Source organism: Polyangium jinanense, from assembly GCF_028435265.1.
Taxonomy (GTDB): Bacteria; Myxococcota_A; Polyangia; order Polyangiales; family Polyangiaceae; genus Polyangium; species Polyangium jinanense.
In genome coordinates this window covers 82,658-109,084 of sequence record NZ_JAGTJK010000034.1, presented here as the reverse complement: position 1 = coordinate 109,084, position 26,427 = coordinate 82,658, and the positions used below count along the sequence as shown (strand labels likewise).

At 66.5% G+C, this 26,427-nt stretch carries 28 protein-coding genes; 12 read left to right on the top strand and 16 right to left on the bottom strand.

Features of this window, described 5'->3' with window-relative positions:
• Positions 1-361 precede the first annotated feature (361 nt).
• From KEG38_RS38530 to KEG38_RS38515, 4 genes are read right to left on the bottom strand one after another with little or no spacing between them, the layout of a single operon-like run.
• Positions 362-1,813, bottom strand: coding sequence for a pyridoxal phosphate-dependent decarboxylase family protein (locus KEG38_RS38530; protein WP_272425432.1), 1,452 nt, complete (start codon positions 1,811-1,813; stop codon positions 362-364).
• Positions 1,814-1,857: 44 nt separating this feature from the next.
• The gene (locus KEG38_RS38525; RefSeq protein WP_272425431.1) at positions 1,858-2,142 is read right to left on the bottom strand and encodes a hypothetical protein; all 285 of its coding nucleotides are present in this window, start codon (positions 2,140-2,142) and stop codon (positions 1,858-1,860) included.
• 40 nt (positions 2,143-2,182) lie between these two features.
• Positions 2,183-2,590 (bottom strand): VOC family protein, encoded by a 408-nt coding sequence (locus KEG38_RS38520; protein WP_272425430.1) that lies wholly within the window; start codon positions 2,588-2,590, stop codon positions 2,183-2,185.
• Positions 2,587-3,063 carry a helix-turn-helix domain-containing protein gene (locus KEG38_RS38515; RefSeq protein WP_272425429.1) on the bottom strand — a complete coding sequence of 159 codons (477 nt, stop codon included), beginning with the start codon at positions 3,061-3,063 and terminating at the stop codon, positions 2,587-2,589. Before KEG38_RS38515 ends, KEG38_RS38520 begins: the two co-directional genes overlap by 4 nt.
• A gap of 319 nt (positions 3,064-3,382) precedes the next feature.
• On the opposite strand from KEG38_RS38515, the gene KEG38_RS38510 reads away from it, so the two are divergent.
• Entirely contained in the window at positions 3,383-3,730 is a 348-nt protein-coding gene (locus KEG38_RS38510) for a hypothetical protein (RefSeq protein ID WP_272425428.1), read from the top strand.
• 12 nt (positions 3,731-3,742) lie between these two features.
• Here the strand turns inward: KEG38_RS38510 and KEG38_RS38505 are convergent, their stop codons facing one another.
• Entirely contained in the window at positions 3,743-4,966 is a 1,224-nt protein-coding gene (locus KEG38_RS38505; RefSeq protein WP_272425427.1) for a sensor histidine kinase, read from the bottom strand.
• Positions 4,967-5,028: 62 nt separating this feature from the next.
• On the opposite strand from KEG38_RS38505, the gene KEG38_RS38500 reads away from it, so the two are divergent.
• The 3 genes from KEG38_RS38500 (at position 5,029) to KEG38_RS38490 (ending at position 6,285) form a co-directional block, all read left to right on the top strand.
• A complete protein-coding gene (locus tag KEG38_RS38500) occupies positions 5,029-5,643 on the top strand; it encodes a response regulator transcription factor (protein ID WP_272425426.1) in 615 nt (204 codons plus the stop codon).
• Between the two features lie 214 nt (positions 5,644-5,857).
• Entirely contained in the window at positions 5,858-6,043 is a 186-nt protein-coding gene (locus KEG38_RS38495) for a hypothetical protein (RefSeq protein ID WP_272425425.1), read from the top strand.
• Positions 6,037-6,285, top strand: coding sequence for a hypothetical protein (locus tag KEG38_RS38490; RefSeq protein WP_272425424.1), 249 nt, complete (start codon positions 6,037-6,039; stop codon positions 6,283-6,285). Before KEG38_RS38495 ends, KEG38_RS38490 begins: the two co-directional genes overlap by 7 nt.
• 60 nt (positions 6,286-6,345) lie before the next feature.
• On the opposite strand, the gene KEG38_RS38485 is transcribed toward KEG38_RS38490, so the two are convergent.
• The gene (locus tag KEG38_RS38485) at positions 6,346-7,257 is read right to left on the bottom strand and encodes a hypothetical protein (RefSeq protein WP_272425423.1); all 912 of its coding nucleotides are present in this window, start codon (positions 7,255-7,257) and stop codon (positions 6,346-6,348) included.
• A 104-nt stretch (positions 7,258-7,361) separates the two neighbouring features.
• On the opposite strand from KEG38_RS38485, the gene KEG38_RS38480 reads away from it, so the two are divergent.
• From KEG38_RS38480 to KEG38_RS38460, 5 genes are all read left to right on the top strand, one after another.
• The gene (locus KEG38_RS38480; protein WP_272425422.1) at positions 7,362-7,526 is read left to right on the top strand and encodes a hypothetical protein; all 165 of its coding nucleotides are present in this window, start codon (positions 7,362-7,364) and stop codon (positions 7,524-7,526) included.
• A gap of 232 nt (positions 7,527-7,758) precedes the next feature.
• Positions 7,759-9,015, top strand: a complete 1,257-nt coding sequence (locus KEG38_RS38475; protein WP_272425421.1) for a TolC family protein — start codon at positions 7,759-7,761, stop codon at positions 9,013-9,015.
• Positions 9,012-10,262, top strand: a complete 1,251-nt coding sequence (locus KEG38_RS38470; RefSeq protein WP_272425420.1) for an efflux RND transporter periplasmic adaptor subunit — start codon at positions 9,012-9,014, stop codon at positions 10,260-10,262. The genes KEG38_RS38475 and KEG38_RS38470 overlap by 4 nt, the downstream gene beginning before the upstream one ends.
• A 4-nt stretch (positions 10,263-10,266) precedes the next feature.
• Positions 10,267-13,389, top strand: coding sequence for an efflux RND transporter permease subunit (locus KEG38_RS38465; RefSeq protein WP_272425419.1), 3,123 nt, complete (start codon positions 10,267-10,269; stop codon positions 13,387-13,389).
• 60 nt (positions 13,390-13,449) lie between these two features.
• Positions 13,450-14,376: a LysR family transcriptional regulator gene (locus KEG38_RS38460; protein WP_272425418.1), complete on the top strand. Its 927-nt coding sequence runs from the start codon at positions 13,450-13,452 to the stop codon at positions 14,374-14,376.
• Positions 14,377-14,378: 2 nt separating this feature from the next.
• Here the strand turns inward: KEG38_RS38460 and KEG38_RS38455 are convergent, their stop codons facing one another.
• From KEG38_RS38455 to KEG38_RS38420, 8 genes are all read right to left on the bottom strand, one after another.
• A complete protein-coding gene (locus KEG38_RS38455; RefSeq protein ID WP_272425417.1) occupies positions 14,379-14,609 on the bottom strand; it encodes a tautomerase family protein in 231 nt (76 codons plus the stop codon).
• Positions 14,610-14,633: 24 nt separating this feature from the next.
• Positions 14,634-15,353: an SDR family NAD(P)-dependent oxidoreductase gene (locus tag KEG38_RS38450; protein ID WP_272425416.1), complete on the bottom strand. Its 720-nt coding sequence runs from the start codon at positions 15,351-15,353 to the stop codon at positions 14,634-14,636.
• 41 nt (positions 15,354-15,394) lie between these two features.
• Positions 15,395-16,285, bottom strand: a complete 891-nt coding sequence (locus KEG38_RS38445; protein WP_272425415.1) for an alpha/beta fold hydrolase — start codon at positions 16,283-16,285, stop codon at positions 15,395-15,397.
• A gap of 192 nt (positions 16,286-16,477) precedes the next feature.
• Entirely contained in the window at positions 16,478-16,672 is a 195-nt protein-coding gene (locus tag KEG38_RS38440) for a hypothetical protein (RefSeq protein WP_272425414.1), read from the bottom strand.
• Between the two features lie 124 nt (positions 16,673-16,796).
• Positions 16,797-17,414: a protein-tyrosine phosphatase family protein gene (locus tag KEG38_RS38435; protein ID WP_272425413.1), complete on the bottom strand. Its 618-nt coding sequence runs from the start codon at positions 17,412-17,414 to the stop codon at positions 16,797-16,799.
• 83 nt (positions 17,415-17,497) lie between these two features.
• Complete coding sequence (locus KEG38_RS38430; protein WP_272425412.1) at positions 17,498-18,781, bottom strand: polysaccharide lyase family 7 protein; 1,284 nt, start codon at positions 18,779-18,781, stop codon at positions 17,498-17,500.
• 230 nt (positions 18,782-19,011) lie between these two features.
• Positions 19,012-20,403 (bottom strand): hypothetical protein, encoded by a 1,392-nt coding sequence (locus KEG38_RS38425; RefSeq protein WP_272425411.1) that lies wholly within the window; start codon positions 20,401-20,403, stop codon positions 19,012-19,014.
• A 114-nt stretch (positions 20,404-20,517) separates the two neighbouring features.
• A complete protein-coding gene (locus KEG38_RS38420) occupies positions 20,518-21,216 on the bottom strand; it encodes a TetR/AcrR family transcriptional regulator (RefSeq protein ID WP_272425410.1) in 699 nt (232 codons plus the stop codon).
• A 291-nt stretch (positions 21,217-21,507) separates the two neighbouring features.
• On the opposite strand from KEG38_RS38420, the gene KEG38_RS38415 reads away from it, so the two are divergent.
• Positions 21,508-21,774 (top strand): hypothetical protein, encoded by a 267-nt coding sequence (locus tag KEG38_RS38415; protein ID WP_272425409.1) that lies wholly within the window; start codon positions 21,508-21,510, stop codon positions 21,772-21,774.
• 92 nt (positions 21,775-21,866) lie between these two features.
• Positions 21,867-21,992, top strand: coding sequence for a hypothetical protein (locus KEG38_RS38410; RefSeq protein WP_272425408.1), 126 nt, complete (start codon positions 21,867-21,869; stop codon positions 21,990-21,992).
• A 16-nt stretch (positions 21,993-22,008) separates the two neighbouring features.
• On the opposite strand, the gene KEG38_RS38405 is transcribed toward KEG38_RS38410, so the two are convergent.
• Both KEG38_RS38405 and KEG38_RS38400 read right to left on the bottom strand, forming a co-directional pair.
• Positions 22,009-22,668: a response regulator gene (locus KEG38_RS38405; RefSeq protein WP_272425407.1), complete on the bottom strand. Its 660-nt coding sequence runs from the start codon at positions 22,666-22,668 to the stop codon at positions 22,009-22,011.
• Positions 22,665-25,283: a sensor histidine kinase gene (locus KEG38_RS38400; RefSeq protein WP_272425406.1), complete on the bottom strand. Its 2,619-nt coding sequence runs from the start codon at positions 25,281-25,283 to the stop codon at positions 22,665-22,667. The genes KEG38_RS38405 and KEG38_RS38400 overlap by 4 nt, the downstream gene beginning before the upstream one ends.
• A 449-nt stretch (positions 25,284-25,732) precedes the next feature.
• Between KEG38_RS38400 and KEG38_RS38395 the strand changes: the two genes are divergently transcribed.
• Positions 25,733-26,410, top strand: coding sequence for a hydrolase (locus KEG38_RS38395; RefSeq protein ID WP_272425405.1), 678 nt, complete (start codon positions 25,733-25,735; stop codon positions 26,408-26,410).
• Positions 26,411-26,427: the final 17 nt, after the last annotated feature.

Genomic DNA, 26,427 nt, shown 5'->3' with positions numbered 1-26,427 from the left:
GCATCCAACATCTCACTCGGTAAATGTCGTCAGAGGGGGGGAATGTACCGATCGGAGATGGGACCAATGCTCAGAACCAGGGCAAGCCCTGGACCTTTGGTGGAAGAACTGCGCTGCGCGCAGTTCTTCCAACGGGCCGGTGGAACCGCGTTGCCAGTCGAAATGGCAGCGCAGCTGTCTCGGTTGGCAGGGCCGCTCGCCGGTCTTGCCTCGGCCTGTTCGATGAACTGCGCATCGCGCAGTTCATCGACCCCGGGTCCAGCGCTTGCGCTGGTCCGGGTCCCGGGGCGGACAGCCCCGGGTGGGGCCTGGGGCAAAGCCCCAGCGCAGCGCCTTCCCAGATGAGACCAATGCTCAGGCCTTACCCCCGCGGGTCCGCAATGGCGTCTGCGAGATCCTCGAGCAGCATGTCCATCCTGTCCGCATGGGTGCGAAAGCAAAGCACGCAGACGCGGATGACGAAGACTTCCTCTCCGAGCGCCGGATCACGCAACGTCGTGCCCGTCAACATCAGGCGCTTTCGCTGATTGACGCGGGCGAGCACGCGCCGATTGAATGCGTCGAACTCCGTGGCATTCATGCCCGGTGGCTCGACCCGGAACGCGAACAAGGACAGCTCCGGCTCGGCCACGATACGCACGCCGGGGAGGGCCCGTACACGCGCCGCCGCGTCTCGCGCGAGATCGAGCTTCTCGTCGAGCGCCTCGCGAAATGCCGACGCGCCGTGCAGCCAGACCGGCAACCAGATACGCAGACCACGGGCCGGACGGCTCAATTCGAGGCCGAGATCCGCAAAATCCCAGTGTTCTTGGTCCTCCTGCGAAGGCGGCAGATACGCGGCCGCCTCGGAAAAAGCAGCACGCAAGGTCGCGAGCTCCTTCACGAGCAGACAGCCGGTTCCATAAGGTAAAAACAGCCCCTTGTGTGGGTCGAGCGCGATGGAGTCCGCCCGCTCGATCCCTGCGAGCGCGCCCCGCCCGCGCGCGGTGAGGAGGAAAAACCCGCCGTACGCCGCGTCCACGTGGAGCCATATCCCCTCCTCGGCGCAAACGTCCGCCAATGCGGCTAGATCGTCCACCGCGCCGACCGGCGTGGAGCCGGCCTGCGCGACGACCATGAAGGGCCGCAGTCCCGCGGCCCGATCCGCGGCGACGGCCCTGGCAAGCTCGTCGCGCCGCAACCGGAACGACGCGTCCACGGGCACGACGCGCGTGTTACGCCGCGGCAAACCGGCCACGCGTGCTGCCTTGGAGATCGAGTGATGCGCTCCTTCCGAGGTATAAAGCACACCCCTGTCGATATCCTCCCCGAGCTTCGCCTCGCGGGCCGTCACGACGGCGGCGAGGTTTGCCATCGACCCACCGGAGCAAAGCCAGCCCCCCGCGGAAGGCCCATACCCCGCGAGCGTGCAGAACCAGCGAATCACGCTGATCTCGAGCTGCACGAGGCCGGGCGCAGGCATCCAGAGGCCCGTGTAACGATTGGTGATGTCGGCAATGAGATCCGCGAGCGCCGTGCTCGGCAGTCCGCCGCCGGGGATATACCCGAGATAGCCTGGCGACGCCGGATTCAAGCTGACCGGAATGGCGCGATCGAAGAGCCTCGCGAGCACGCGCCGGAAGGGCACGCCGCGCTCGGGCATGGGCTCGTCGAAGGCGCGGGCGACCTTATGGCTCCCGTCGAGGGAATGGGCCGGTTGCTCGTTCAGCCCATCCAGCCAGGGCGCGAGCCGATCCATGCAGGCAGAAACGAGGTCGCGGAGCTCGGCGCCGCCGATCTCGAGCGGCACGGGGTGTCTGAAGGGGCGAGGCATGAGCCCTTTTTCAACGCAGCAAGGAGGGATCGAGCAGCATCGTATCACTCCGTCGCGGCGTGAAGGGTCCAAATCGCTCCGAGGAGAATCGACCCGAAGGCCGCGACCCGCGCCTGACTGTGGGCGAGCCGCGTGGCGCGCGCGAGGAGCTGCGCGAGCGCCGCCATGGCCATCATGCTGCCGAACGAGAATGCGCCGAGATAAACCAGCGTGGCCGCCCGCGACGGGGCCACGATTCCGGGCAGCAGCATCATCACGGCCGCGCCGCCCGCGAGCACGAGCCAAAGGCCCACGCCCACGGCCGGGAAGGAGTTCGAGCGCGAGATCATCCGCGAGCGCTCATCGCTCCCCCCCGGCGCGACGGCTGCCTCAGCGGCGCGCCTCGATCATCTTCCACCCGTTCCCCGACGGATCGCGGAAGCCGGCGTCCACGGTGCCGTACCGCTCCACGGGCTCCTGCGTGAACTCCACTCCTCGGGCACGCATCCGGTCGTAGGCGGCGCGGCAGTCGTCCACGACCAGCACGAGCGACGGCATCGCGCCCTTGGCCACGAGCTCGCGCAGCGCCTGCGCCGTCGCCGCGTCGTGCACCGGCGGCCCCGGCGTGAACAGGCCGAGCTGGAACGACGGCTGGTCCGGGTGCTGCACCGTGAGCCAGCGATAGTCACCGTTCCTCACGTCCGTGTGGACGCGAAACCCGAGCTTCTCGACGTAGAACGCGAACGCTTCGTCCTGATCTCGCACGTACAGACCGACCACTTCGACACCCTGACTCATGGGACCTCCGTTTCTTCGGGCCCCTTCGTACCGCCCGTTTCCTGCCGTCGCTTCTCCGAAACTGCGATCGTGAGGTGGGGGCGGTGGGCGGCGCGCAGGAAGCAGACGGGCACGCTCTTCAGGTCGTGAGACGCGGCCTTCTCGCGCGCCCGGATCGCGGAAGGGCTCTCGCCGACGACGTCGCGGAAGGTGCGCCCGAACGTGCCCAAGCTCTTCCAGCCCGTCTCGAACGCGATCTCGGCGATCGGCAGGTCGGTCTCGCGGAGCAACGCCATGGCCCGCTCGATGCGCAGCGTGAGCAGGTAGCGGTGCGGCGGGACGCCGAAGGCCTCCCTGAACGACCGGGCGAAGTGTGCTTCGGAGACGCCGCTCACGCGGGCGAGCCGCCGGACGGGCCAGTCCTCATGCGAGGCGGCGTCCATCCGATCCTTCGCGCGCAGCAGGCGCCGCAACATCTCGGGGTCCTGGCTCACACGCGCCCCTATCCCGGTCGTGACGGATCGGCGCCTCGGCGGAGGATAGGCGCTTCTGCCACGGCCCGACGGTTGCACGGCGGGCGTCGGACGGCAAGCGGAACGGCCCTCCTGCGGGCACGGGCAGACGGGTGGCGTTACAGCCGGAAAAACCAACCGTCGGCAACTCCGGCGGCCGGGAGCGCCGGCGAGGTAAGCCGCGGAATGCGGCTTCCCTTCCTCCACGAGCTCCCACAACATCGGTAAGCGAGGCGCGTGTGTAAGATGAGCCTCCTACGTTCCGTTCATCATCGTCCACCGCTCGTCGAGGAGAAGCCCCATGAACAGACGCGTGCTCAGGATGTTGGGACTGTTGCTGTGGGCGCTCGCCGCGCTCGCGTGCGCCGGCGCGTCGCCGGGCGACATGGGAAACGGCCAGCCGCAAGGCGATGGGGCGAGCGCCGGCCCGGCGACTGCATGCCAATCGGACGCTGACTGCGTCGTCGTCGAGACCGCGTGCTGCGACCACTGCAACGGCGGAAAGGCCGAGGCGTTCAACAAGGCGCACGCCAACGAGCACCGCCCGCAAGGCTGCGGTGGCGGGTGTACCCGCCTCGGATGCGGCGACGCCATCGCCGTGTGCGAAAACAACACGTGTCAGGTCGAGATCCTACCGCTCGGGTCCTGAACATCCGCCCGTTTACGCCCCACCCTCCTCCCAAACCGGCAACTGGCACCGAAACGTCACCCCCTCGCCTGGATTGTTCTCTACCGACAACCTCCCCCCGTGCGCCTCCACGATGGAACGGCTGATCGCGAGCCCCACGCCGAGCCCCTCTGCCTTCGTCGTATAAAAGGCCTCGAATACCCGCTCCATGTCCGCCGGGGCGATTCCCTTGCCCGAATCCTCCACCGACAGCACCACCCGATCCTTGCCGTCGCCGCGCGTCCGTACCACGACGAGGCGCCTGTCGGGCGGCCGGTCCGCGACGGCGTCGAGCGCATTGACCACCAGATTCAGCGCCACCTGCTGGAGCTGAATGCCGTCGCCGCGCACCCGGGGTAGGCCCGGCGCGAGGTCCAGCCGCAGCGTCGCGCCCCGGAGGAGCACGTCATTGCCCACGAGCCGCGCCACCTCGCGCGCGAGCTCGTTCAGGTCCTGCCCGTCCGTGCGCGGCGCGCCCTTCTTCAGCATCGTGCGCATGCGCTGGATGATCGTCGCGGCGCGCCGGTCGTCGTCCACGATGTCGCCGAGCGCCGCGAGCGCTTCCGTGACGTCTGGCGGCGTCCTCTGGAGCAGGCGCCGCGCCGCTTGCGCGTTGCTCAGGATCGCGGCGAGCGGCTGGTTCAGCTCGTGCGCGATCGACGCCGCGAGCTCGCTCATCGCGGCCACGCGGTTCATGTGCGTGAGGCGCTGGTTCGTGGCCATGAGCTCGTCGGTCCGGCGCACCACCTCGGCTTCGAGCGTATCCCGGGCGCGCGCGAGCTCCGCGGCCGTCCGTTCGAGCTCGGCGTTTTTCTCCGCGAGTGCCCGCGCCCCGGCGCGCACGGCGATCTGCGCGCGCACCCGGGCCGCGAGCTCCGCGCGCACGAACGGTTTGGTCACGTAATCGACAGCGCCAAGCTCGAGCCCACGCACCCGGCTCGCCGTGTCCGCGAGCGAGGTCATGAAGATGATCGGAATGTCACGCGTGGACGGGTCCGCCTGCAGGCGCCGGCAGACCTCGAAGCCATCCATGCCAGGCATCACCGCGTCGAGCAGCACGAGGTCGGGCTCCTCGCGCCGGATCTGCCGCAGGGCCATGTCCCCGTCGAGCGCCACGGCGAGGGCGAAGGGCTGACCCGCGAGCGCGTCGGAGAGGAGCTTGAGGCTCTGGGGGTCGTCGTCGACGAGCAAAACCAGGGACGCTCGCATCGTTGACATGGTCGGGGATCTGGGGGAGGAATGCCAGGCATGTTGGTTCATGTTCTTGCGACCAGGCAGCGATGACACCAATGGAGCGCACCGTATTCGTGGTGGACGACGACCCCTCCGTGCTGCGCGGCCTGGAGCGGCTCTTGCGCTCGGCGGGGTATGCGGTCGAGGCGCACGCCTCTGCCCGCGCGTTCCTGGAGCGCGCGCCCGCGGATCGGCCGGGGTGCGTGGTCGTGGATCTCCGTATGCCCGAAATCGGCGGCCTCGACCTTCAGGAGGAGCTCGCGCGACGAGGCTTCCCGCTCCCCTTGATCTTCTTGACCGGCCACGGCGACGTGCCGAGCTCGGTGCGCGCCATGAAGGGGGGCGCGATCGATTTCCTCTCCAAACCCTGCGACGACACGGATCTGCTCGCGGCGGTGGAGCGGGCGCTCGCGCGAGACGCCGAGGCGCGGGCGGCGCGGGTCGAGAAGGAGGCTGTTCGAGCACGCTTCGCGGCGCTCACCCCGCGGGAGCGTGAGGTGGCTTTGCTCGTCGCGCAGGGCTTGTTGAACAAGCAGATCGCGGCGGAGCTCGGCGCGGCGGAGAAGACGATCAAGGTTCATCGGGGCCGGGTGATGGAGAAGCTCGGCGCGGAGTCGCTGGCCGATCTGGTTCGTCTCGTGGATCGAATCCGGGACACCTGAGTCTTGCCCGATCCGAAAAAATCCCGCCATGGGACCAACGTCCTATAGATCTGGCGCAAGCGGCCCGAGGACATCCGACCTCGCAGGAGGTAGCATCCACGCACGTGACCCGTCGCCTCGTTGCTGTCCTCGCCCTCGCGCTCGCTGCGACACCCGCTCGTACGTCCTCCGCGGCCGCCCTACGCCCGCGCCACGTATCGAGCCGCCTCAAGAGGTGATGGCGCGCCTCCTCGACCTCGCCGAGCGGGGACGAATTACGGATCTCTTGCATGCGCTTGCTGCAATCGAAATGGAGGACGCGCAGTTCTCCGCGTGGGCGGCCGAGGTGCGGGCGATGGCCGAGGCATTCCAGCTTCGCGAGCTCTGTGCCGCGCTCGCGCGAGTTGAGGTGCGATGTTGACCGAGTCCGAAGTACACCGGCTGCTCAACGATCTCTGCGTTCGACTCGGATTCTGCTTGCCGCCGAACAAGTGGCGGACGCTCGAGCAAAATCCGCCGAATGACGTGCGGTTGTTCACCGATGCCGTATTCTTGGCGGAGGGGCTCGATCCGGCAACGGCGGACCGACGTCTTTACAGGCAAGTTCGCGACCTGGTGGCGGCTGCGTTCGAGCGCAGCGGGTGCCGTACCCATGGCGCCTAACCAGCCGCAGCAGCCGGTAACGTCTATGAGAGAAGAGCTCGCTCGACGGGCTTGCACCCGTCATTGGATGCGAATTCCAAGCGCATACGTCGTGATGGTTGCCGGTGAGGGGACGTTGTGGTCCTTGGAAGCGGCCTCGAAGCCGTGCTGATTGCCCTGCGTGATCGGCTTGAGCCGCCACAGGAGGTTCCCGGCTCCCGACCAGTGCACGAGTGCGCCGCCACCGGTGAGAGCAAAGCCGGGCGAAATGTTGGCCGCACTCGAAGGATGAGGCGCAGTCCCGGAGGTCGCCGATGCGATTTCCACACGGACGCGCCCTACGCCCGGAATGTATTCCGCGAGGCCGATGGCATAGACCCTGAGATTGGCAGGGCTATAATGCTCGTGGTCCTTGGAACGTGCTCGCCAGTTGAACGGAGTCTCCGGATAGGACGCCGTCGCAAGATTTCCCGCGCCCATCCACTCCACCTTCATGCCACCCCCGATCATGACGTAACCACCTGGTACGCCAACGGAAACGTCGGGATGCTGGGCAAATCCGCTCGAGTTCGCGGCGACCTGGATGTAACGCATGAGCTCTTCACGCGAGAGCGGGCTGATCTTGAGCCCGATGGCATAACCACGAATCCGAACCGGATTCGCCACGCTGTGGTCCTTGGATGAGACCATCCAGGCCGACAGGTTGTCGTTGGCATACGAAGCCGTGATCAGGTTGCCGGCTGGGTAATTCGTGCCCTCGATTCCACCTCCCACGGCGACGAAATCCGGGGGAACGTCGATGGCAAAGTCCTGAAAGTGCTGTTGCTCGTTCCCGGCGATGCGTTCGAAAACCGCCACGGTGACCAGGCCGCTCGCATCCGTTTGGGTTCGCAGGAGATATGAATTCGTCGCCCATGCCGATGCTGGGCAGAGACCTGCGACAATCGCACCGATCGCGGCGCCGAGTAGCAATCGTCTCCTGTGCTTTCCCATGGTTCCCTCCCCAGATACAGGCGACTGTAACGTGACTGCACGCCCCACCTGTCGTGTGCCCGCCGCTTGCAAACGATAGACCCCGAGGAAGCGCGTCGATTCGAGTGCGCGTCGTCCTGCGCGAGAAGAACGAGAAACAGGACATCAACGGTATAGGAGGCGACACGATGCCGAACCTCGCGATGACGGGGGTCATGGTGGGACTCGCCTTCCTTGTTGGCCCCATGCTCGGTTTTCTTCCGCGACGGGTGTTGGGCAAGCGGGAATAAAACGAGGCGGCCAGGACTCGACCGCACGGGACAGCTCGAACGGGACAGGTAAGGCCCGGGACCGCGCCATCATCGTTTGGCGTCAAACAAGTTTGCCCGCGGTACAAAGATGCCTTGACCCTGCCCGAGCCGGCACTACATCAATGCGACGAACTCGTTTGCCCTCAAACTTGTTTGGGGCACCACGATGCCTATGCTTCACGCGTGTTGTCGACGTCTATCCATCCATTTCGTGGCGCTTTTGGTGATGCTCGTCGCAAGCGCGGCAATCGCCGAGGAACGCCAGATCGAGGCTCCGCCCCGAGCGGAGGCCCAACAGCCTGCCGCCGAGTCATTCCCTTCGCTCGAGCGCGCCATGGAGCTCGCGCGCGAGCGTGCTCCGGGCGTGGTGAGCGCGCGGGGGGCCGTGGGCGTCGCGGAAGCCTCGTACGCAGGCGCGCGGCTCGCCCCGCTCGACAATCCCTATCTGGAGGTCTTCGTCGACCGCGGCCTCCAGGGCGTGACGAGGGACGCGGCGGTCCAGGCGAATTTGTGGCTTCCCCTCGAGGTGTCCGGGCAACGGGCCCGCAGGGTCGACGAGGCGGATGCGCTCGTCGCCTGGCAAAAAACACTGTTCGAGGCGACGCAGCTCTCGGCGGAGGGGGAGGCCGTGCGCGCCTACGGGGCCGCGCTCGTTGCAGCCGCGCGGGTGCGCACGATCGAAGGGCTCGTGAGTGACGCGGGCGCGGAGGCGGAGGTGTACAGGCAAAGGCTCGCCGCCGGCGACGCGACGCTGCAGGAGGAGAAGCTCGCGAGTATGGAACACGCGCGATACGCGGTGATGCTCGAAGAGAGCCGCGCCGATCTCGCGCGCGCGCTCGTCGATCTCGCGCGCGCGACGGGTCGCATGTTCTCGCCGCCCGACGGCACGTCCGCCATGCCCCCCACGCCCGACGAGACATACGGCGAAGCCGGCGCCGCTCGGGTCGCGGGCGCGTCCGCCCACGTGGTCGCCTCGACGCGCGAGGCGAGCTTTTACGCGCGGGCTCGTGATCGTGCGGCGATCGAGGCCCACCCGCCGGTGAACCTCATCGTCACCGCAGGCCGCGGCGATCTGGGCGAGCCACGCTTCGGCGGCGGTTTGTCGTGGACCTTCCCGGTCGCGCGGCGCAAGCAAGCCGAGGTGGCGCGCGCCGACGCCGAGCGAGCGCGCGCGCTGGCCGAGGCCGACGTGAAGCGCCGCCTCGTCGCGCAGGGCCTCTCGGGCCTCGAGCTCGAGCGCGCCAAGGTCCGTCGCGCCCGCGAGGTGATCGACACGAACGCCCTGCCCGCGGCTCTTGCCTCGACCGATGCGGCCGTCGCGATGAAAACGGCGGGCAAGGGGGAAATGCTCCTCGTGCTCACCGCGCGCCGTGACCTCGCGCTCCTGCGCTTGCGGCGCCTGGAGCTCATCGCGCGCGAATGGGCCATCGTCGGCGACATCGTTGCATTGACCGGAGATTTGCCTTGAAAGACGAGACAAACGCGAGCGATGAGGGCTCGAACGCCCCGATGACCCCGGACGAGGGCCTCGCCGGAGACGAGACCGAGCCGCAAGCGCAGGCGCAGGAGCGACGGCCGCAATGGGCGCGCTGGGGCATCGCCACGGGCCTGTCGGCGCTCGCCGCCGCGGGTCTGTTCGTCTTGCTACGCGGAGGCGACGCGGAGACGGACGTGCCCGTGACCAAGGCCGACGTCCCGCACGTCGAGGGCAAGGCCATCGTGTTCTCGAAGGACTTCCGCGACCGCGCAGGCATCGAGACCGAGCCCGTGCGCCTCGCGCCGCTCGTGCCGCGCCTCAAGGTCGTCGGCACCGTCGATTTCGACCCGGCGCACGTGGCCGCCGTGGGCACGCGGATCCCCGGGCTGGTCCGCTCGCTCGCGAAGGTCGAGGGCGACAGCGTGAAGAGGGGCGACGTGCTCGCCGAGATCGAGAGCGCCGAGCTCGGAGAAGCGCAGGCCAGCGTGGCCGTCGCCGGCGCGCACCGCAAGGCGGCCTCGATCAACGAGAAGCGCGAGCGCGAGCTCGCCGAGCGAGGTTTGTCCACGGCGCGCGAGCACGAAGTCGCGACCGCGACGCACGAAGAGCAACGCGCGCTTTTCGAAGCCGCGCGGCAACGCGTGGTGGCCATGAGCGGCGCGCCCGGCAGCCCGTTCGGCGTGTACATGTTGCGCGCGCCGCTCGAAGGGACCGTTGTCGAGCGGCACATCTTCGCGGGACAATCCGTCGACGCCCACCTCGTCGCGTTCCGCGTCGCCAACCTCGATCATCTCTGGATTGATCTCTCGGTCTTCGAGAGCAACGTCGATGCGATCCACAAGGGTGATCCGGTGGAGATCACGCGCGTCGGAGGTGAGCCGATCCCCGGTCGTGTCGCCCACGTCGGTGAGGTCGTTGATCCCGTGACACGCACGGCGGAGGTGCGTATCGCGGTTTCGAACAAGGAACGCAAGCTCCGGCCGGGACAATCCGTGACCGCGACCATCCAGGCCTCGGGCCCTTCGCGCACGATGCTCACCGTGTCCATGACGGCCGTCACGTACATCGACGGGCGGCCGACGGTGTTCCTCGCCGAGAGCCCTGATCGCGTCGTGCCCACGACGATCGAGCTCGGCCCGAACGACGGCACGAACCAGGGCGTCATCGCGGGCCTCACCGAGGGCCAGCGCGTGGTGAGCCGCGGCGTGTTTGCCCTGAAGAGCGAGCTTTACCGGTAAAACCATGCTGTCACGAATCGTCCTTGCCTCGATCCGCCTTCGGGCGCTGATGCTCGTCCTCTTCGCGCTCCTCCTCGGCGCGGGGGCCGTGGCCGTGCGCGCGCTCCCCATCGACGCGATGCCGGACGTCTCGACGATCCAGGTCTCGGTGCTCACGAGCGCCTCGGGCCTCTCCGCCGTCGAGGTGGAGCGGACCGTGACCATTCCGATCGAGAATGCGCTCAACGGCGTCCCGGGCGGCGCCGAGCTGCGCAGCGTCTCGCGTGGTGGTTTGTCGGCCGTGACGGTGGTCTTCGCCGACGGCACGGACGTGTGGTTCGCGCGCCAGCTCGTGCTGGAGCGCCTGCGCACCGTGGAGCGCGAGCTGCCCGCCTCGGCGGGCACGCCCGAGCTCGCCCCGGTCTCCTCGGGGCTCGGCGAGATTTTTCAATTCGTCGTCCGGAGCTCGCAGCACTCGCCGATGCAGCTCCGAACGCTGCTCGACTGGGAGATCGTGCCGAAGCTCCGCAGCGTGCCCGGCGTGATCGAGGTCAACACGATGGGCGGGGAGCTCAAGCAGTTCCAGGTCGTCGTGGATCGCGCGCGCCTAAAGGCCCAGCACATGACGGTGGAAGACGTGCTCGAGGCCCTCCGCACCGCGAACGTCAACGTGGGCGGCGGCTACGTCGAGCGGCGCGAGGAGTCGTTCACCGTGCGCGGGCAAGGCATGCTGCGCGACGAGCAGGACATCGCCAACGTGGTTTTGCGGGCGGACGCCGAGGGCGCGCCGGTGCTCGTCAAGCACGTCGCCAACGTGCAGATCGGCGCGGCGCTGCGTTATGGCGTGATCACCCACGGCGGCGAACGCGAGGCGGTCACGGGCATCGTGATGATGCTGCTCGGCGGCAACAGCCGCGAGGTCGTGGCCGCCGTCGGCGAGCGGGTGAAGGAAATCGAGGCGGACCTGCCGCCGGGCGCGACCATCGAGGTGGTCTACGATCGCGCCGATTTCGTGGGCCGCACCATCGGCACCGTGCTGAAGAATCTGGCCGAGGGCGTGATTGTCGTGACGATCGTGCTCGCGCTCTTCCTCGGCACGCTCCGCGGCGCGCTGGTGGTCGTCCTCGGGATCCCCGCGGCCATGACGGTGGCCTTGTTCGGGATGCACCTCTTCGGCGTGACGGGTGATCTCATGTCGCTCGGCGCCATCGATTTCGGGTTTCTCGTGGATGGGCCGATCGTGATGCTCGAAGCGGTCATCGCGGCCGTGGCGGGCAAGAAGCTCGCGGGGAATGCGAAGGCGCGGGCGTATGCAGAGGCGGCGCAGGGCGTGGCGCGCCCGGTCGCCTTCGCCGTGGCCATCATCATGCTCGTCTACGTCCCGCTGCTTTTCCTCGAAGGCATCGAGGGCAAGATGTTCCGGCCGATGGCGCTCACCATGGCGTGTGCCCTCTTCGGCGCGTTGATCTATTCGGTCGTATTTTTCCCGGCGCTGCTCGTCACGCTCGTGCCGCCCGCAGCGGGCCACGGTCCGCGCTGGATGGAGTGGATCACCGAGCGGTACGAGCGGATCGTCGGCCGGGCCGTCGCGCTCCGGTGGCCGCTCCTCGGCGCCTCGGCGGTGTCGTTCGTCGTGACAATCTTCCTGTTTTCCCGCGCCGGCGCAGAGTTCGTCCCCCGCATCTTCGAGGGCGACGCGGTCGTGACCATCCGCCGCGCGCCGAGCATCTCCCTCGAGGAGGCGCGGCGGCTCGATTTCGAGACCGAGAAGGTGCTGCACGGTTTTCCCGAGGTGGTGAGCACGCTCGGAATGACCGGGCGCGCCGAGGTCGCCGTCGATCCGGTCGGCAACGACAACACCGACATCCTCGTGCGGCTGCGCCCGCCCGCGGAATGGAAAACGGCGCGTGATTTCGATGGGCTCTCCGAGGCGTTCAAGAATGCAATCGAGGCCCGCGTGCCAGGGACGTTCGTCTCCGTGTCGCAGCCCATCGAGGACAAGACGAACGAACTCATCAGCGGCTCGCGCGCCGACGTCTCGATCAAGGTTGTCGGGACCGACATCAACGAGCTTGCCGCGCTCGCCGACCGGATCGGTGAGCGCGTGAAGGCGATCCGGGGCGCCGGCGACGTGCGTGTCGAGCGGCTCCTCGGCCAGCCCGTCATCAGCGCCGTCGCGGATCGAGCGAAGATGGCGCGTCACGGGGTGAAGGTCGAGGACGCCTTCACCGTGATCGCCGCGGCGCGCGAGGGCGTACGCGTGGGCGACATCTACGAGGATCAACGCAAGTTCGACCTGCGCGTGGTGAACCCCCCGGCCGAGCCCTCGGCGGCGGCGCTCGGCGAGCTCTTCGTGGAGACGTCGAGCGGGCGCAGCGTCCCGCTTCGCGAGGTGGTCACGCTCGCCGAGGGCGATGGGCCGACCTCGATCCGGAGGCAGGATCGCGAACGCACGGTGCGCGTCGACGTGAACCTGCGTGGTCGCGATCTGGTCTCCTGGGTCGCGGAGGCGAAGGCCGTCGTCGAGCGCGACGTGCCGCTCCCGAGCGGCTACCAGCTCGCGTGGGGCGGGCAATTCGAGAACTTCGAGCGGGCGCAGAAGCGGCTCGCGCTGCTGGTGCCGGCCGTCGTGGTGATCATCTTCGGCATGCTGCTCTGGATGTTCCAGAACGTGCGGCTCGCCTTGGCCGTCTTCATGATGGTGCCGCTCTCGCTCGTGGGCGGCATGCTGGGTCTGCTCGCGCGCGGCCTGCCCTTCAGCCTGTCGGCGGCGGTCGGGTTCATCGCGCTGGGCGGCGTGGCGGTGCTGAACGGGGTGGTGATCGCCAGCGAGGTGCGCAATCGCCTCGCCGCGCGCGAGCCGCTCGACGAGGCGATCACGCGTGGGGCGGCGGCCGTCGTGCGCGCGGTGCTCACGACAGCGGCCGTCGCAGCGCTCGGCTTCTTGCCGATGGCGCTCGCGGACAGCGCCGGTGCCGAGGTGCAGCGACCGCTCGCGACGGTGGTCATCTTCGGCATGTTTTTCGGGACAATCACCACGCTCGCGGTCCTGCCCGGCGCGCTGCGAGCGACCCTCTCGGGCCAGCGATTCGAGGCGCGCGCCGTGGAGGAGGCGTCGATCGATACGGGCGCGCCGGTGCTCAATTGAAAGGGGCGCGTCACGGTTGCTCGGCGCGCGGGGAGCGTGCTAGGCGTGCATCGGGCGAGCATGGACCGGATCGACGCGATGCGCGTCTTCGTCGCGACGCTGGACGAGGGGAGCCTCGCGGGTGCGGCGCGCAAGCTCGGCCGCTCGCCTGCGGCGATCACGCGCGCGATCGCCTTTCTCGAGAACCATGTCGGCGTACAGCTACTCCACCGCACCACGCGTTCGATCCATCTGAGCGAGGCGGGCGAGCGTTACGCCGCGGCCTGCCGGCGTGTGCTCGTCGATCTCGAGGAAGCCGACATGCTGGCCGCGAGCGAGCGCGGTGCGCCGAGAGGTCTACTCACCGTGACCGCGCCGCTGGTGAGCGGAGCGCGGATCATGCGCCCGATCGTCGATGCGTTCCTGGCTCGAGAACCCGCGGTCAGGGCGCGGCTGCTTCTGCTGGATCGCACGGTCAGCCTCGTCGAGGAAGGCATCGACGTGGGCCTGCGAATTGCGCACTTGCCCGATTCGAACCTCATCGCGACCCGGGTCGGCGAGGTACGCAAGGTGCTTTGCGCGGCCCCCGCCTATCTTGAAGCGGCGCCGCCGCTCGAAAGCCCGGCCGACCTTGCCCGCCATCGCTGTATCCAGATGACCACCTTTGGCCAGGATAGCTGGAATTTCTCGCCCGAAAAGGCCGCGGGTGCCGTGCGGCACGTAGCGATTGAGCCGAGGCTCGTGGTGAACACCGTCGAGGCAGCGGTGGCGTCTGCGGTCGAGGGCAACGGCATCACACGCGTCTTTTCGTATCAGGTCGCCGACGAGGTGGCGGCGGGGAAATTGCGGATCGTGCTGGCCGACGCGGAACCTGCGCCCCTCCCCGTTCATTTGATCACGCCCGAGGGCCGGCTCTCGGTGCCCAAGGTGCGCGCTTTCTTCGATTTCGCGTTGCCGCGACTGAAGGAAGAATTCACGCGGCGCCAGATCGCCTGCGCCGGCAGTTGAAGTCAGCCCTTGCCACTGGCAGACGCGGATTTGCCTGTTTTCTTCCAATATTCCAGCACCGGCAGGCCGCCAGCGCCCCAATTTTCATGTTCCACCTCGTCGATGACGACGAAGGTTGCCTCGGGCGCCTTGTCGATCACGTCGCGCAGCACATTCGTCATGCCCGCGATGATCTCGGCTTTTTGCTTGGGCGTGGCGCTGCCCTTCGTGATCTTCACGTTGATGTACGGCATGATGATTCTCCGCGTTCGTGCTGATTACCAGTGGCCGGCGTGCTGGCCGCCGTCGACGTGGAGCGTCTCGCCCGTGACGAAGCCCGCATCTTCGAGATAGAGGACGGCCTGGACGATCTCGTCGATCGTGCCCATGCGACCGAGCGGGTGCAGGCCGTCGAGGGTCGCATGCGTCTCGGGCGCGTGCATCGGCGTCTTGATGATGCCCGGCGAAACCACATTCGCGCGGATGCCGCTCGCGGCATATTCGATCGCGAGGCTGCGGGTTGCCGCGTCGATCCCGCCCTTCGTCAGCGACGCGATCACCGAGGGCACGCCCTTGATCGGCTGATTGACGAGCGAGGTCGTGATGCTGACGATATGCCCGCCCTCACCCTGCTTCAAGAACTGGGTGACGGCCGCCTGGGTCACATAGAAAAAACCGGCGACGTTGACGTGGATCTTCCTCGAAAAATCCTCGGCCGTGTATTCGGTGAACGGCTTGGCGATGAAGATGCCGGCATTGTTGACGAGCGTGTCGACCCGGCCGAACGTGGCGACGGCGGCGTCCACGATCTTCTTTGCCGTCTCGGGATGGCCGACGTCGCCGTCGACGATCAGGACGTCGGGATCACCCCCGAAGGCGTCGGGCTTGATCGAGCGCGAGTTGGCGACGACGCGAAAGCCCTTCTTGCGATAGCCCTCGACGAGGCCGGCGCCGATGCCTTGTGATGCGCCCGTGATGATGACGACTTTCTTGCTCATGGATGTCTCTCCTTGGAATCGATATGTGATGGGTTTGCTGGTCACGCCGGCAAGTGGCGGGCGAGGAAGTCGCGCATCAGCGGCACGATCTCGTCGGCCTTGTCCTCGAAGGCGAAGTGGCCGCTATCGAGAAGATGGAGCTCGGCGTCGGGCAGGTCGCGCAGGAAGGCCCTGGCGCCCTCGGCCGGGAAGATGCTGTCGTTCGCGCCCCAGGCGATCAACGTCGGCGGGCGGTGCGTCCGGAAGAACGCCTGGAACGCGGGATAAAGCGCGACATTGTTACGGTAATCGTAAAAGAGGTCGAGCTGGATCTCGACATTGCCGGGGCGGTCCAGGAAGATCTGGTCGTAGAGCCAGGCGGCGGGATCGAGCCGCGAGATGTCCTTCACGCCATCGACATACTGGAACTTCGTGATCTCGGGCGTCATGAAAGGCCTGAGCGCGTCCCGATTGGCCTTCGAATGGTCGGCCCAGAGCGCTTTGATGGGATCCCAGAAGGCCTGGAGGCCATCCTCGTAGGCATTGCCGTTCTGCGTGATGAGCGCAGCCACGCGCTCGGGATGCTTGAGTGCAAGTCGAAAGCCCGTTGGCGCGCCATAGTCCATGACGTAGAGCGCGTAACGCTCGGCGCCGAGCTGCTGGAGCAGGCCGTCGACAATATCGGCGAACTTGGCGAAACTGTATTCGAATTCCTCGCGCGGTGGCATCGCGGACAGGCCGAACCCCGGCAGGTCGGGGGCGATCACGCGGTAGCGGTCGGCGAGCGCGGGAATGAGGTTGCGATACATGTGCGACGAGCTCGGGAAGCCGTGGAGCAACACGACCACCGGGGCGTCGGCAGGGCCGGCCTCGCGGTAGAAGATCGTGAGGCCCTCGACGGTCGCGGTCCGGTGATGGGTGACGGGAATCGGGGTCGAAGTGGTGGCAGACATGAGGATTCTCCCTCGCAAGCGCGTTGAGCCGGGTCGCCTTCGATGTTTCGCGGCGTCGACGTCGAGAATCTAGATCATGCCGAGCGTCGTAAGAATAGACGCAAACAAGAAGTCACTGTTTCACTTTGCGCAATAACGATGCGTAGAGCGAACGCAACGACCGGCCACGACGCCGCGTGGCGAGTTGGCTCGTCAGTCGGGGAGGACGGCCAGGTCGAGCCGGCGCAGGCGTTCGGGGTCGGCAGGCCAGCGCACGAGCTCCGGGCCGCCGAGACGGGAGAAGGTGAGCGCCTGCTTGGCCACAGCCGCCGCGCCGTGGACCTTGCGCGAGGCGAGCGCGGTCGCGGCGCCGTAGTCGGCGCGCAGGACGATGTCCGGATCGAGCACGACGGACGAAGGCGTCGACGACGTCCCGCTGGCGGGTGAGATCGGCGTCGGGAGCCGAGGCCGTCTCCTTGACGCGGTGGAGCCGCAGCCTGGCTTCCTGCACGGCGTCGTCCGCCTCACTCAGTTAGCGGACTTGTGCCCAAGCGTCGAGAAGAGCCTGCACCTGTGCACGGTTGGGACGAGCCGCTGGGCGCGCTTCACGTACCAGGGTGAGCGCGGCGTCCACAGACGTGGCGACCCCTCGCTCGAGCAGGACAGCAGATGCAACCATCGCGGTGCGACCATGCCCTTGGGCACAATGAATGTACACCGGTGCTGGCGCGGCGGATATCCGCTTCGCTACTTGTCGAAGCACATCGGGCGGCAAGGGCGCTCCATCCAGGATCGGGCACGAGAGATAGGTCGTGCCGGCCGGAATGTGCTCGTCGAGCTCCGCGGCCAGGTCAACGACGGTCCTCACAGCCGGGAACTCTCCGGGCAGCAATCGCCGACCGATCAGGATGTCCTCTCCCAGTCGTGCGAACGCAGGCTCGCGCGACAACGCCCGCACTGCGTGCCACGTCGCGTAGAGCAGGACCATGTGCGGAAGCAGAAGCAGTTTTCGATGCCAGGTGAGACGTGCGCCGCGTTTTTCGAAGATCCCGGCGCCGGGCCAAAGGTAAGCGAACCCGACGAGCGCCCACGAGAGCGCCGGCCAGCCAAAAACCAGCAGCATTCTCCAGTCGATCACACCGACGGCCATGCTGCCGCACGATAGCGTGAGGAACGCAGTTGCGTAGCCTGGCGAGCGGCCCTCGGTCCGGTCGGTGACGGGTGACTGCGTGATCACTGATGCACGATCTGCACGTCGTAGATCTCGACCTCGCCATACGCGTCGCAGGATTCACCGGGGACCTGCTTTTCGCCCTGGCAGGACGATTGCACGTAGGCGCCTGCCTTGAAATACGCCCCGGAGAAGGTTTTGGGGTAGGTGTACTTCAGCGTGCCGTTGTAATAGCACTTCACCTGGTTGGCCGAGACCTCGAACTTCACGTTGAAGCGGGTCCCCAGCACGTACGAGGACGTGAGGGTGGGCCCGTCGGTGCCGTTGAGATCGATGAACAGCTTCTGGCCTTCCAGCCTGTAGACGATGACGTCGTCCGAGTCGTCGTGGATCTGCCCGACGACGATGTGTGGCTTCACGGTGGGCAGGTGCGTGATCTTCTGATCGATGTACATCGTGTGCGTGCCGGACGAGGACGACCAGATCGCATTGTCGGCGCCGAGGTTCTTCATCTCCCGCAGCTCCGACCTGGGATAACCCGAGTTGCTCGTGGTGTATCCGCCGGCGTGGGCGCGGAATACCACCGCATCGCCCGTGGTATTCAGCAAGAAATAGGGGCTGCTTTCGTAACCCGTCAGCTCCGGCTGCTTGATCTCGTCGGGGCTGCCCGCGTGCGCCGTATCGACGGGCAAGGTGAGCTTCCAGTTCGTCAGATCCAGGACGTCGGACGGGTATTGCGCGGGAGCACCGCCCGTGCCGCCGCCGGAGCTGCTGCTGCTACTACTGCTGCTGCTGCTGCTACTGCTGCTGCTACTGCTGCTGCTACTGGTCGTGCTGCTGCTGCTCGTGTTCAGCGCGAAATCATCGAATCGTCCTGTTCCGCCGTTGTACGCGCCGTAAAGGGTCACGGACGTGGCGCTGCCGGAGTTGAACGCGACCGTGAACTGCGTCCACGTGGAGCCGCTGTTGATACTCTGGCTGCCGAGAACCGTAGAGCCGCTCTTCACGCCGACGGTGCCTTTCCCCAGCACCCACGCGGTGAGGCTGTACGCGGTATTCGCCGTGACCGTGACCGTCTGTTCGAAGCGCCCACCCGACGAGGAGATCTTGGCAGACTTCGTCCCCGAGTGTTTGTCACTCGTAGATATTTCGAAGAGGGACGGGTCCCCCCAGCTGGTCTTGTCGCTTTCGAAGCCGGGGTTTACGATGGTAACGGAGAGCTCGGAGGAGCTCGCGTACTCGTCGTCCTCCTGTACCTGATCGATCGTGCATGCGCCGATGCAGAGAGCTGCCACGAGCCAGGCGGAGCGCGACAAGCGAGAAACGACGAGACGTTGCCTTTGCATGCGACGAGGATACGGGCGTCTTCCTGTCGGTCAAAACATTACAAGAGTATCAACAAAATGTAGCAACACCACAACCGGGCGTTCCTCGCGTACGCCTGGCCCCTCGATGAGCCCCCGCCATTGACAAACGGTCCAGCGCTTGCGCAGGCCCCGGTGGGGCCTGGGGCAACGCCCCAGCGCAGCGGCTCCCAGATGAAACCACTGCTCAGGCCCCTCCGGAGCGGGTCAAGTCAATTCTTGACGAACGTGTTGAGAATGCCGACGCACATCTCGTCGAGGGTGGTCTCGCCGTAGGTCACTTCCTGGGGCGAAGTGAGATGCTGCTCGATGAGCGCTCGCTTCAAGAAGGGGTTTTCCAGCGTGTTGTCGTAGGTGCAGCGGACATCGATGATGTCCCCTCCCCGCAACGTGGGGAGATCCTCGATCGGGGCGTCGTAGGTATAGGTCTGCTGCCAGTTGAAGTCCCATTTCGTCTGGAGCAGGCATTCGTTCGCCGGGTCGCTCCCTTGCGCGGCGGCGCGGCGGACCGTGATCTTCCCGTCCACCCCGACGTAATGCATGTGGTTCATGACGCTGTAGACCTTCATCTCCGGGACCGGCTGCCCCCCGACCTCCGTGGGCAGCGTCATCCGGACCATCTCGGTGTGGGCCTTGGCCCCGGCGGGGATCCTGAATTCGATTCCATTCGCGTCGTCCGGCCCCGGCTGCAGGCCGTCCCCGCTCGGGAGCGGGACGGGGACGGCGACCGGCAGGAACTCCGCCCTGTATTCGGGCACGGCCGGGTGGAATTGCAGCTCCACCTTCGTCGAATCGGGGTCGGCGGTCGCGCCTGCCGGGTGGTAATGCATCTGGAGCACCAGCTTGGAGCCTGCGCGGACGAAGGCTCCGGCATTGGACGGGAAGACCGTCGGCTGTGCGCCCGGCACCCACGGCGTAAGGAATGCGGATTTCTTGAGGCCGATCGACCCGAAGCATTCGTAATACCCGTCTGCGTTTGCCAGGGCGAGGCTCTCCCCGTCCGGGTCGACGAAGACCACGCCGTGGTGGGCGACCTTCAGGTTTCCCGGGACAATCTTGCTGGCGCTGACGTAGACGTCTTGTGATAGCTGCGGATCGAGGACGAAGCAGATCAACTGGTCCTGCTCCCCGCTCGCGACGAAAGGCTTTTGGGGCTGCAACGTGAGGTCGACCCGGGTCAGATCGGCGCCCTTGGTCGGCTCCCCTGCCGGCGCGTCCTTGGGGTCGCCCTCGGGCGCGCCGGCGTTCGCCCAGGCCTCGAGCGTCGCGAGCTCCGCGTCCGAGAGCCGGGAATCGTGCTGCCAGCCAAACCTCGGCTCGCATTCGTCGGTGTTGATCGCGCCCCAGGGCGGCATGGTCCCATCCTGCGTCCGCATCACGATGAGCTCGGCGAGGTTCTTCACCTGCGCGTATTCGATCAGGCTGAAGGACGCGATCTGGCCAGGGGAATGGCAACTCTGGCAATGCTTCTGGAGGATCGGCGCCACGTCCTTGTGGAAGGTCGGACCGGCGGCGGTCCCTGCGTCACTCGGCTCGCTCGAGCATCCGAGCAGGGGGAGTGCGGTGGAGACGATGGCAATCGCGGTGAGCGCAATGGTTCGCATAAGCTACCTCTCTGGTTTTACACACGACGGCTGGATGGAGCTCTCCCGAGAACGCGCATGGGCGCGCCCGGTTCAGCGTTCAGGATTCCGGGCGCTGCTTCCGCCCCGGAAAAATCAGTCGGGGCGCCGCTTGCGGGCGGCGGGTTTTGCCTCCGGCGGCGAGCTCGGCGACGCCGGGGCGGCGATGCGCCGGGGCGACCGTATGAGCTGCGCGTCGAGGAGCGGGAGCAGGACCTCGTCGACCACATAGGTGACGAAGTCCGCGTCGAGCGGAGCCCGTAAGAGGAGGAGGCGGTGGGACGTCAGGGCCATGGCGACCTCGATGATCTTCGTGGGATCCTTGGGCATTGCGGGAATCTCGCCGCGGGCCACCGCCCGCTCGAGTACCCCGATGATGCTCGCTTGCTCGCGCTTCACGAACTGCTCGCGCACGAGCCGCCAGAGCTCGGGGTGCGCGTGAAACACCGACATGAGCCCGATGAGGAGATCTTTGCCGGAAGTGACCGTCGCGCAGAACGCGCTCAGCGCAAGGATGAAGTCCTCGCGCAGCGACGCGCCGACGCTCACCTCGGACGGCCTTTGGGCGCCTCGCAAGAGGCCCGCGAACACGAGGTCGGCCTTGCTCTTCCAGCGGCGGTAGATCGTCGCCTTGCTGGCGCGGGCGCGGCGGGCGATTTCGTCGATGGACGTGAGGTCGTAGCCCACCTCGGCGACGAGCTTCATGGCGGTGTCGAGGATCGCCTGCTCCTGCGCGGGGGAGAGGCGGCTGCGCATCGGCGTCGATTCCGCGCTCTGGGGCTCGCTCGTCGACATCTTCTTCCCACCAGGGTTCGAGGGCGGCATGGCGCGCCAGGATAACCCGCGCGCCGAGCAAATCACGGCCTCTGCCGCGGGGCACGGCAGCCCGCGGAACGATCGATACGAAACGGTACCGTACTCATCCGGAAGGTAGAGCAAGCCCGAGCGAAACGCAAGCGTTTCGTTAAGGCATGGGCTCCCCGGAGACGCCCCATGCGGATCCGCCGTCGCGCGAATGGCTGGATGAAGGAGTAGAAAGCAGTCTTACAAGTAACCAAAGCCTGAACGCTCCGGAGCTTCCTCACCATGAACTTCACCCCCATCCGTTCTCTCGCTCGCCGCTGCTTGTGTCTGGGCGCGCTGGCCATGGCCCTCGGCGCTTGCGCCCCGCCGCAGGGCACGACGAGCACCGGCGATCCCACCGACCCGACCCCGGACGACCCGCCGACCCCGGCGGCCGGCCCGCTGGCGAGCCTCGCGGCGCCGACCCTGGACAGGGTGACGCTGGTCCCATTTCCCGGCGGAGATGTGGCGCTGGCAGGCAGGCTGTCGCGGACGGCCATCTGGCGCTGACGTCTCCGACCACGGGACATACGCTGAGCGAGGGTGCCGTCGCGACGACCACGCTCCTCACCACCGACGTCCAGGTGGACACGAGCGCCGCCATGCTCGCCAATGGCAGCCTCGGCGTGCTCGTACAGAACACCTGGGGCGCCAAGACCCTCACGCTCGCGGAGCAGCCGACGTTCTCGCTCGACGCCGTCGATTGGATGCTGCTGACGATCCCCTGACGAGCTGGCGGGGGCGCTACAGCTTGATCAATCCGAGACGGCTCGCGGTGGCAATGGCTTCCGTCCGGCTGAGCACATCGAGCTTGCGAAAAATGCTCCTGAGGTGCGATTTCACCGTCGTCTCACCGATGCCGAGCAACGCGCTGATCTCCTTGTTGCTCTGACCGCGCGCCAGATACTCGAGCACCTCCACCTCGCGGCTCGTGAGGGCTTCGCGGCTCAAACTTGCTGCCAGCTTTTGCACCAGGGATGCAGGGAGGCACGTCTCTCCACGATGCACTCTGCGGATGCAGTCGAGGAGCTCCTCACGGCGCGAATCCTTCAAGAGATACCCCTTCGCGCCGGCTTTGACGGCGTTGAGGAGGTCGCTATCGGTGTCGAACGTGGTGAGGACGATCAAGCGGGCGGACGCGTCGTTCCTCCGGATCTCCTCGATCGCCGCGACGCCATCCAGCACGGGCATGCGGATGTCGATGAGCGCGATGTCCGGGCGATGCTCTTGCCAAAGCTCCACCACCTGCCGGCCATCGGAGGCCGCGGCCACGACCTCCATGTCGGGTTGGCGACTGATGATGGCCGAAAGGCCCTCGAGCACCGTGACGTGATCGTCGGCGATGAGCACCCGAATTTTATCCGAGCCCGAAGGGGTCGCTTGCGTTTCGGCAGGGTATTTCATAGGGTGAAGTCGTCATAGGGGTACGGAGCTGGCAAGGACGCCACGATGGCCGTCCCGCTTCCTTCCGCGCTTCGAATGGTCAACTGACCGCCCATCACTTCGACCCGCTCCTTGATCCCGATCAATCCGAGGCCTTCGTTTTGCGCCGAAGGATCAAAACCCAGGCCGTCGTCCCGCAGCTCGAATCGGAGCCTGTGTGGCTCGAACGCGAGACGAGCGTTGAAATGGCGCGCGCGCGCGTGCCGCAACGTGTTCGTCAGCACCTCTTGACCGATACGCAGCAGGTTTTCCTCCCACTCGTTGCTGAGCGGCCAGGGGCTGCCCTCCAGCGTGAACACGCCGACCACGCTGGTCCCGCTGGTCATCTTCTTGATCAGATCCCCCATCGCTTCACTGAGACTCTTCTCGGCGAGCGCCTGCGATCGAAGCGCGTGCGCGGACCGTCGCGCCTCTTGCAGGCTCCCTCGCGCGAGCTCTTGTGCGCGGACGAGGTGTTTTCCGGCCTCGGGGAGCAAGCCTCTCGACCAGGCGTCCTCCGTTGCCTCCAGTTGCACGATCACGCCGGTGAATCCTTGCGCCAGCGTGTCGTGGAGATCTCGCGCCATACGGTTGCGCTCCGCGGCGATGGCCGCCTCCCGGCTTTGTCGGGACAGCCGCATGAGCTGAATGGCGAGCATGGCCTGATGGGCCAACGCACGAGCGAGCTCCATCTCACTCGTTTGAAACAGGTTCTTGTGCCTCGACCGGATCCCGATGAAGCCGGCCAGCTTGCCGCCGATCAGCGTCGGGACCGTCAGCGTGGCCACGACGCCCATCGCTGCCAGCCGCTTGTAGATCACCGACATGTTGGGATCGTGCGGCATGTCTCCGTGCCATGGATACCAGGGCGAATTCTCACGGCTCCCGAGTCGAATGCGCGGAGGGTCGCAATCGATCTCCCCGACGACGATATCGACGCCGGTGCGGAGTGCCTCGCTCCAGACGGGATGGTCTTCCGTGAAGAGTGTGACCCTTTTGACCGAGGACAGGTCCTTCGAGGGAGCGTGCAGCCGATCGTCCTCGAACGTCGCGACCATGTCCATCTCGCTGCTTTCGCCGTTTCGTTCGTACACGCTGACACTCTGCCCATTCAGGCGTCCAGCGATCATGCGCAAGACATGCTCCAGGAGTCGTTCGGGATTCGACTCCTGGGCGAGCACATCCAGCGTGCGGGTGAGCGCCGCGAACTGACCACGGGCGAGGTGCTCCGAGGCCTGCAAGGCTTCCGCGGATCGTTTGATCGAGGTCACGTCGCGAAGCGCTCCCGCCCATTCGATGATCTGGCCCGCGTCGTCGCGCAGGGCCGTGGCGTAGACCTCCACGTATTTGATGTAGCCGTCGGGCATCACCAGGCGGTGGCCAAAATGAAGATCCTCGCCCTTGCCGGAGAACGCCTGAAGGTAGAGGGGGAGGTCCTCGGGGTGGACCCTCGAGGCGACCAGCTCGGGCGTGAGTTTCGTGTCGGGAGGAAGTTCGAAGAGTCGATAGGTCTCGTCCGACCAGAGGAGCTTTCGCGTCGAGAGGATCCAGGTCGCGCTTCCCGTTTGGGTCAGACGCTGGGTCCGGGTCAACGAGGCCTCGCTTTTCCTTCGTTCCTCGATTTCGACACGGAACGCCTGGTTGATGCGCTCCAGATCCGCCGTGCGCTCGCGGATCCGCCGCTCGAGCTCCATGTTCAGACGCGCGGAGGCTTCCTCGGCACGTTTACGCTCGGTGATATCCATCACCGTGCCGATGAAACGAATTGCTTGGCCGTCCGCGTCGAAGAAGGCCTGGCCGCGGGCCGTCACCCATTGCACCGACCCGTCTCGCGGATGAATCGTGCGGTACTCCGTGCGATATTCGCCGCCATTCGCGCCGGCGAGCGCTTGCATGACCGAGCTGTCCACGCGCGTCCGGTCGTCCGGGTGAACACACTTCAAAAACATGTCGTGTGTCACCTCTGCGTCCAGCGGTAGCCCGAAAATCTCCTTCATCCGCTGCGACCAGTCGCCCACGTTGCCCAGGTCCGTGGAGTTCCAGACCCACAAACCAATTCTTCCCGTTTCGATGGCCAGCCTCAGACGTTGCTCGCTATCGAGCAGCGTCTGGTTGATCTCCCTTAGATGCGATGCCTGCTGCAAAAGCTCCGCGTTCAATCGTTGCAGCTCTTCCGCGGCGCTTTCCCGTTCGCTGGCATCGGACCATCGTGCTTGGAGTCGCTTTTCCTCGGTGATGTCTCGACAGCTCGCGATGAGCCAATCGCGCCTCGGGCAACCAAGGCGCGAAAGCCGCACGTCCATGGTCCCGAGCTCGCCGGAGATTCGTCGATACGTGCACTGGACGGAGGCCGGCCCCGACGGCTCGACGCGACCGAGCGCTTCGAGGATCTCGTCGCGCGATGCGCTCGTCACGAAATCCCACGGGTACGTCCCGACGATATCGCTCTTCCCGCGACCGAGCATCGCGCAAGCCGCGGGATTCACCTCGACGATCCGCCCGTTCGGCTCGACGAGCGCCATGGCTTCCGCGACGTTTGCGAACAGAAGCTCGAGGAGTTCTTCCCGGTCGGATGCGCGGGCGTGCTCGGACGGCATCGGCGGAGAGCCCGACCGCGTCGGGACCTCGGGTCTGTTCGAATCATCGTGCCTGGACCGCACGCCATCGCATGTTGGCACAAGCTGGCGTGGGAGGGAAGCTCGAATGCAGACGCGCACGCGGTTCCCGTGGCTGTGCCGCCCTCCTTCGAATGGCGGAGTACGAGATCCGCCATTCGAAGGAGGCGCCCCTCCGCCGCAAGATCAATGGCGTGCACCACGTGCACGTATTGAACCTCGCCGATTGCATGTAGGCCACCTCCGAATTTCGACCGACTGTCAACCCTTCGAAAGGAGGAGAGGTCGTTCGTTCGTTTGCAGGACGGAGACGTCGGCCGCAAAATCGATGGCGTCTCCCGCCAGAAGCAGGTAGTCTTGCGCCGCCCGCTCGATCGACAGGCTTTGGCTTGGCGGCTCGAACGATAACCCACATTCCAGGTGCAACGACGATGAACAAGTATCACAAGCTCTATACGCCGGAAGACAGCGCGGTCGTTTTCATCGACCATCAGCCGCAGATGACGTTCGGCGTCGCCAACATCGATCGTGCGACGCTCATCAACAACGTGACGCTGCTCGCGAAGTGCGCGAAGGAGTTCGGCGTTCCCGCCGTCCTCACCGCGGTGGAGACGGAGTCCTTCAGCGGGTACGTCTGGCCGCAGCTCCTCGACGTGTTCCCGGGGCAACCGGTCGTCGAACGGACGTCCATGAATTCGTGGGATGACGCGGGCTTCCGCGCCGCGATCGAGGCGACGGGCAGGAAGAACATTCTCCTCACGGGCCTCTGGACCGAGGTCTGCGTGACCTGGCCCGCCATCGAAATGCTCGGCGCCGGATACAACGTCTACATCGTCGAGGACTGCTGCGGCGCGACCTCCCCGGCCGCGCATGAAGCGTCGCTGTCCCGGATGGTCCAGGCGGGCGCGGTCCGGCTGACGACGATCCCCGCGCTCCTCGAATGGCAGCGCGACTGGGCGAAGCGGGAGCACTACAACCAGCTCATGGGCCTCATCAAGCAGCACGGCGGCGCCTACGGCGTGGGCGTCGAGTATGCCTACACGATGGTCCATCACGCGCCGCAATCGGCGGTGAAGCCCCAGATCGTGCCCAAGAAGTCCGGTCACTGATCACGGACGGCAGAGCC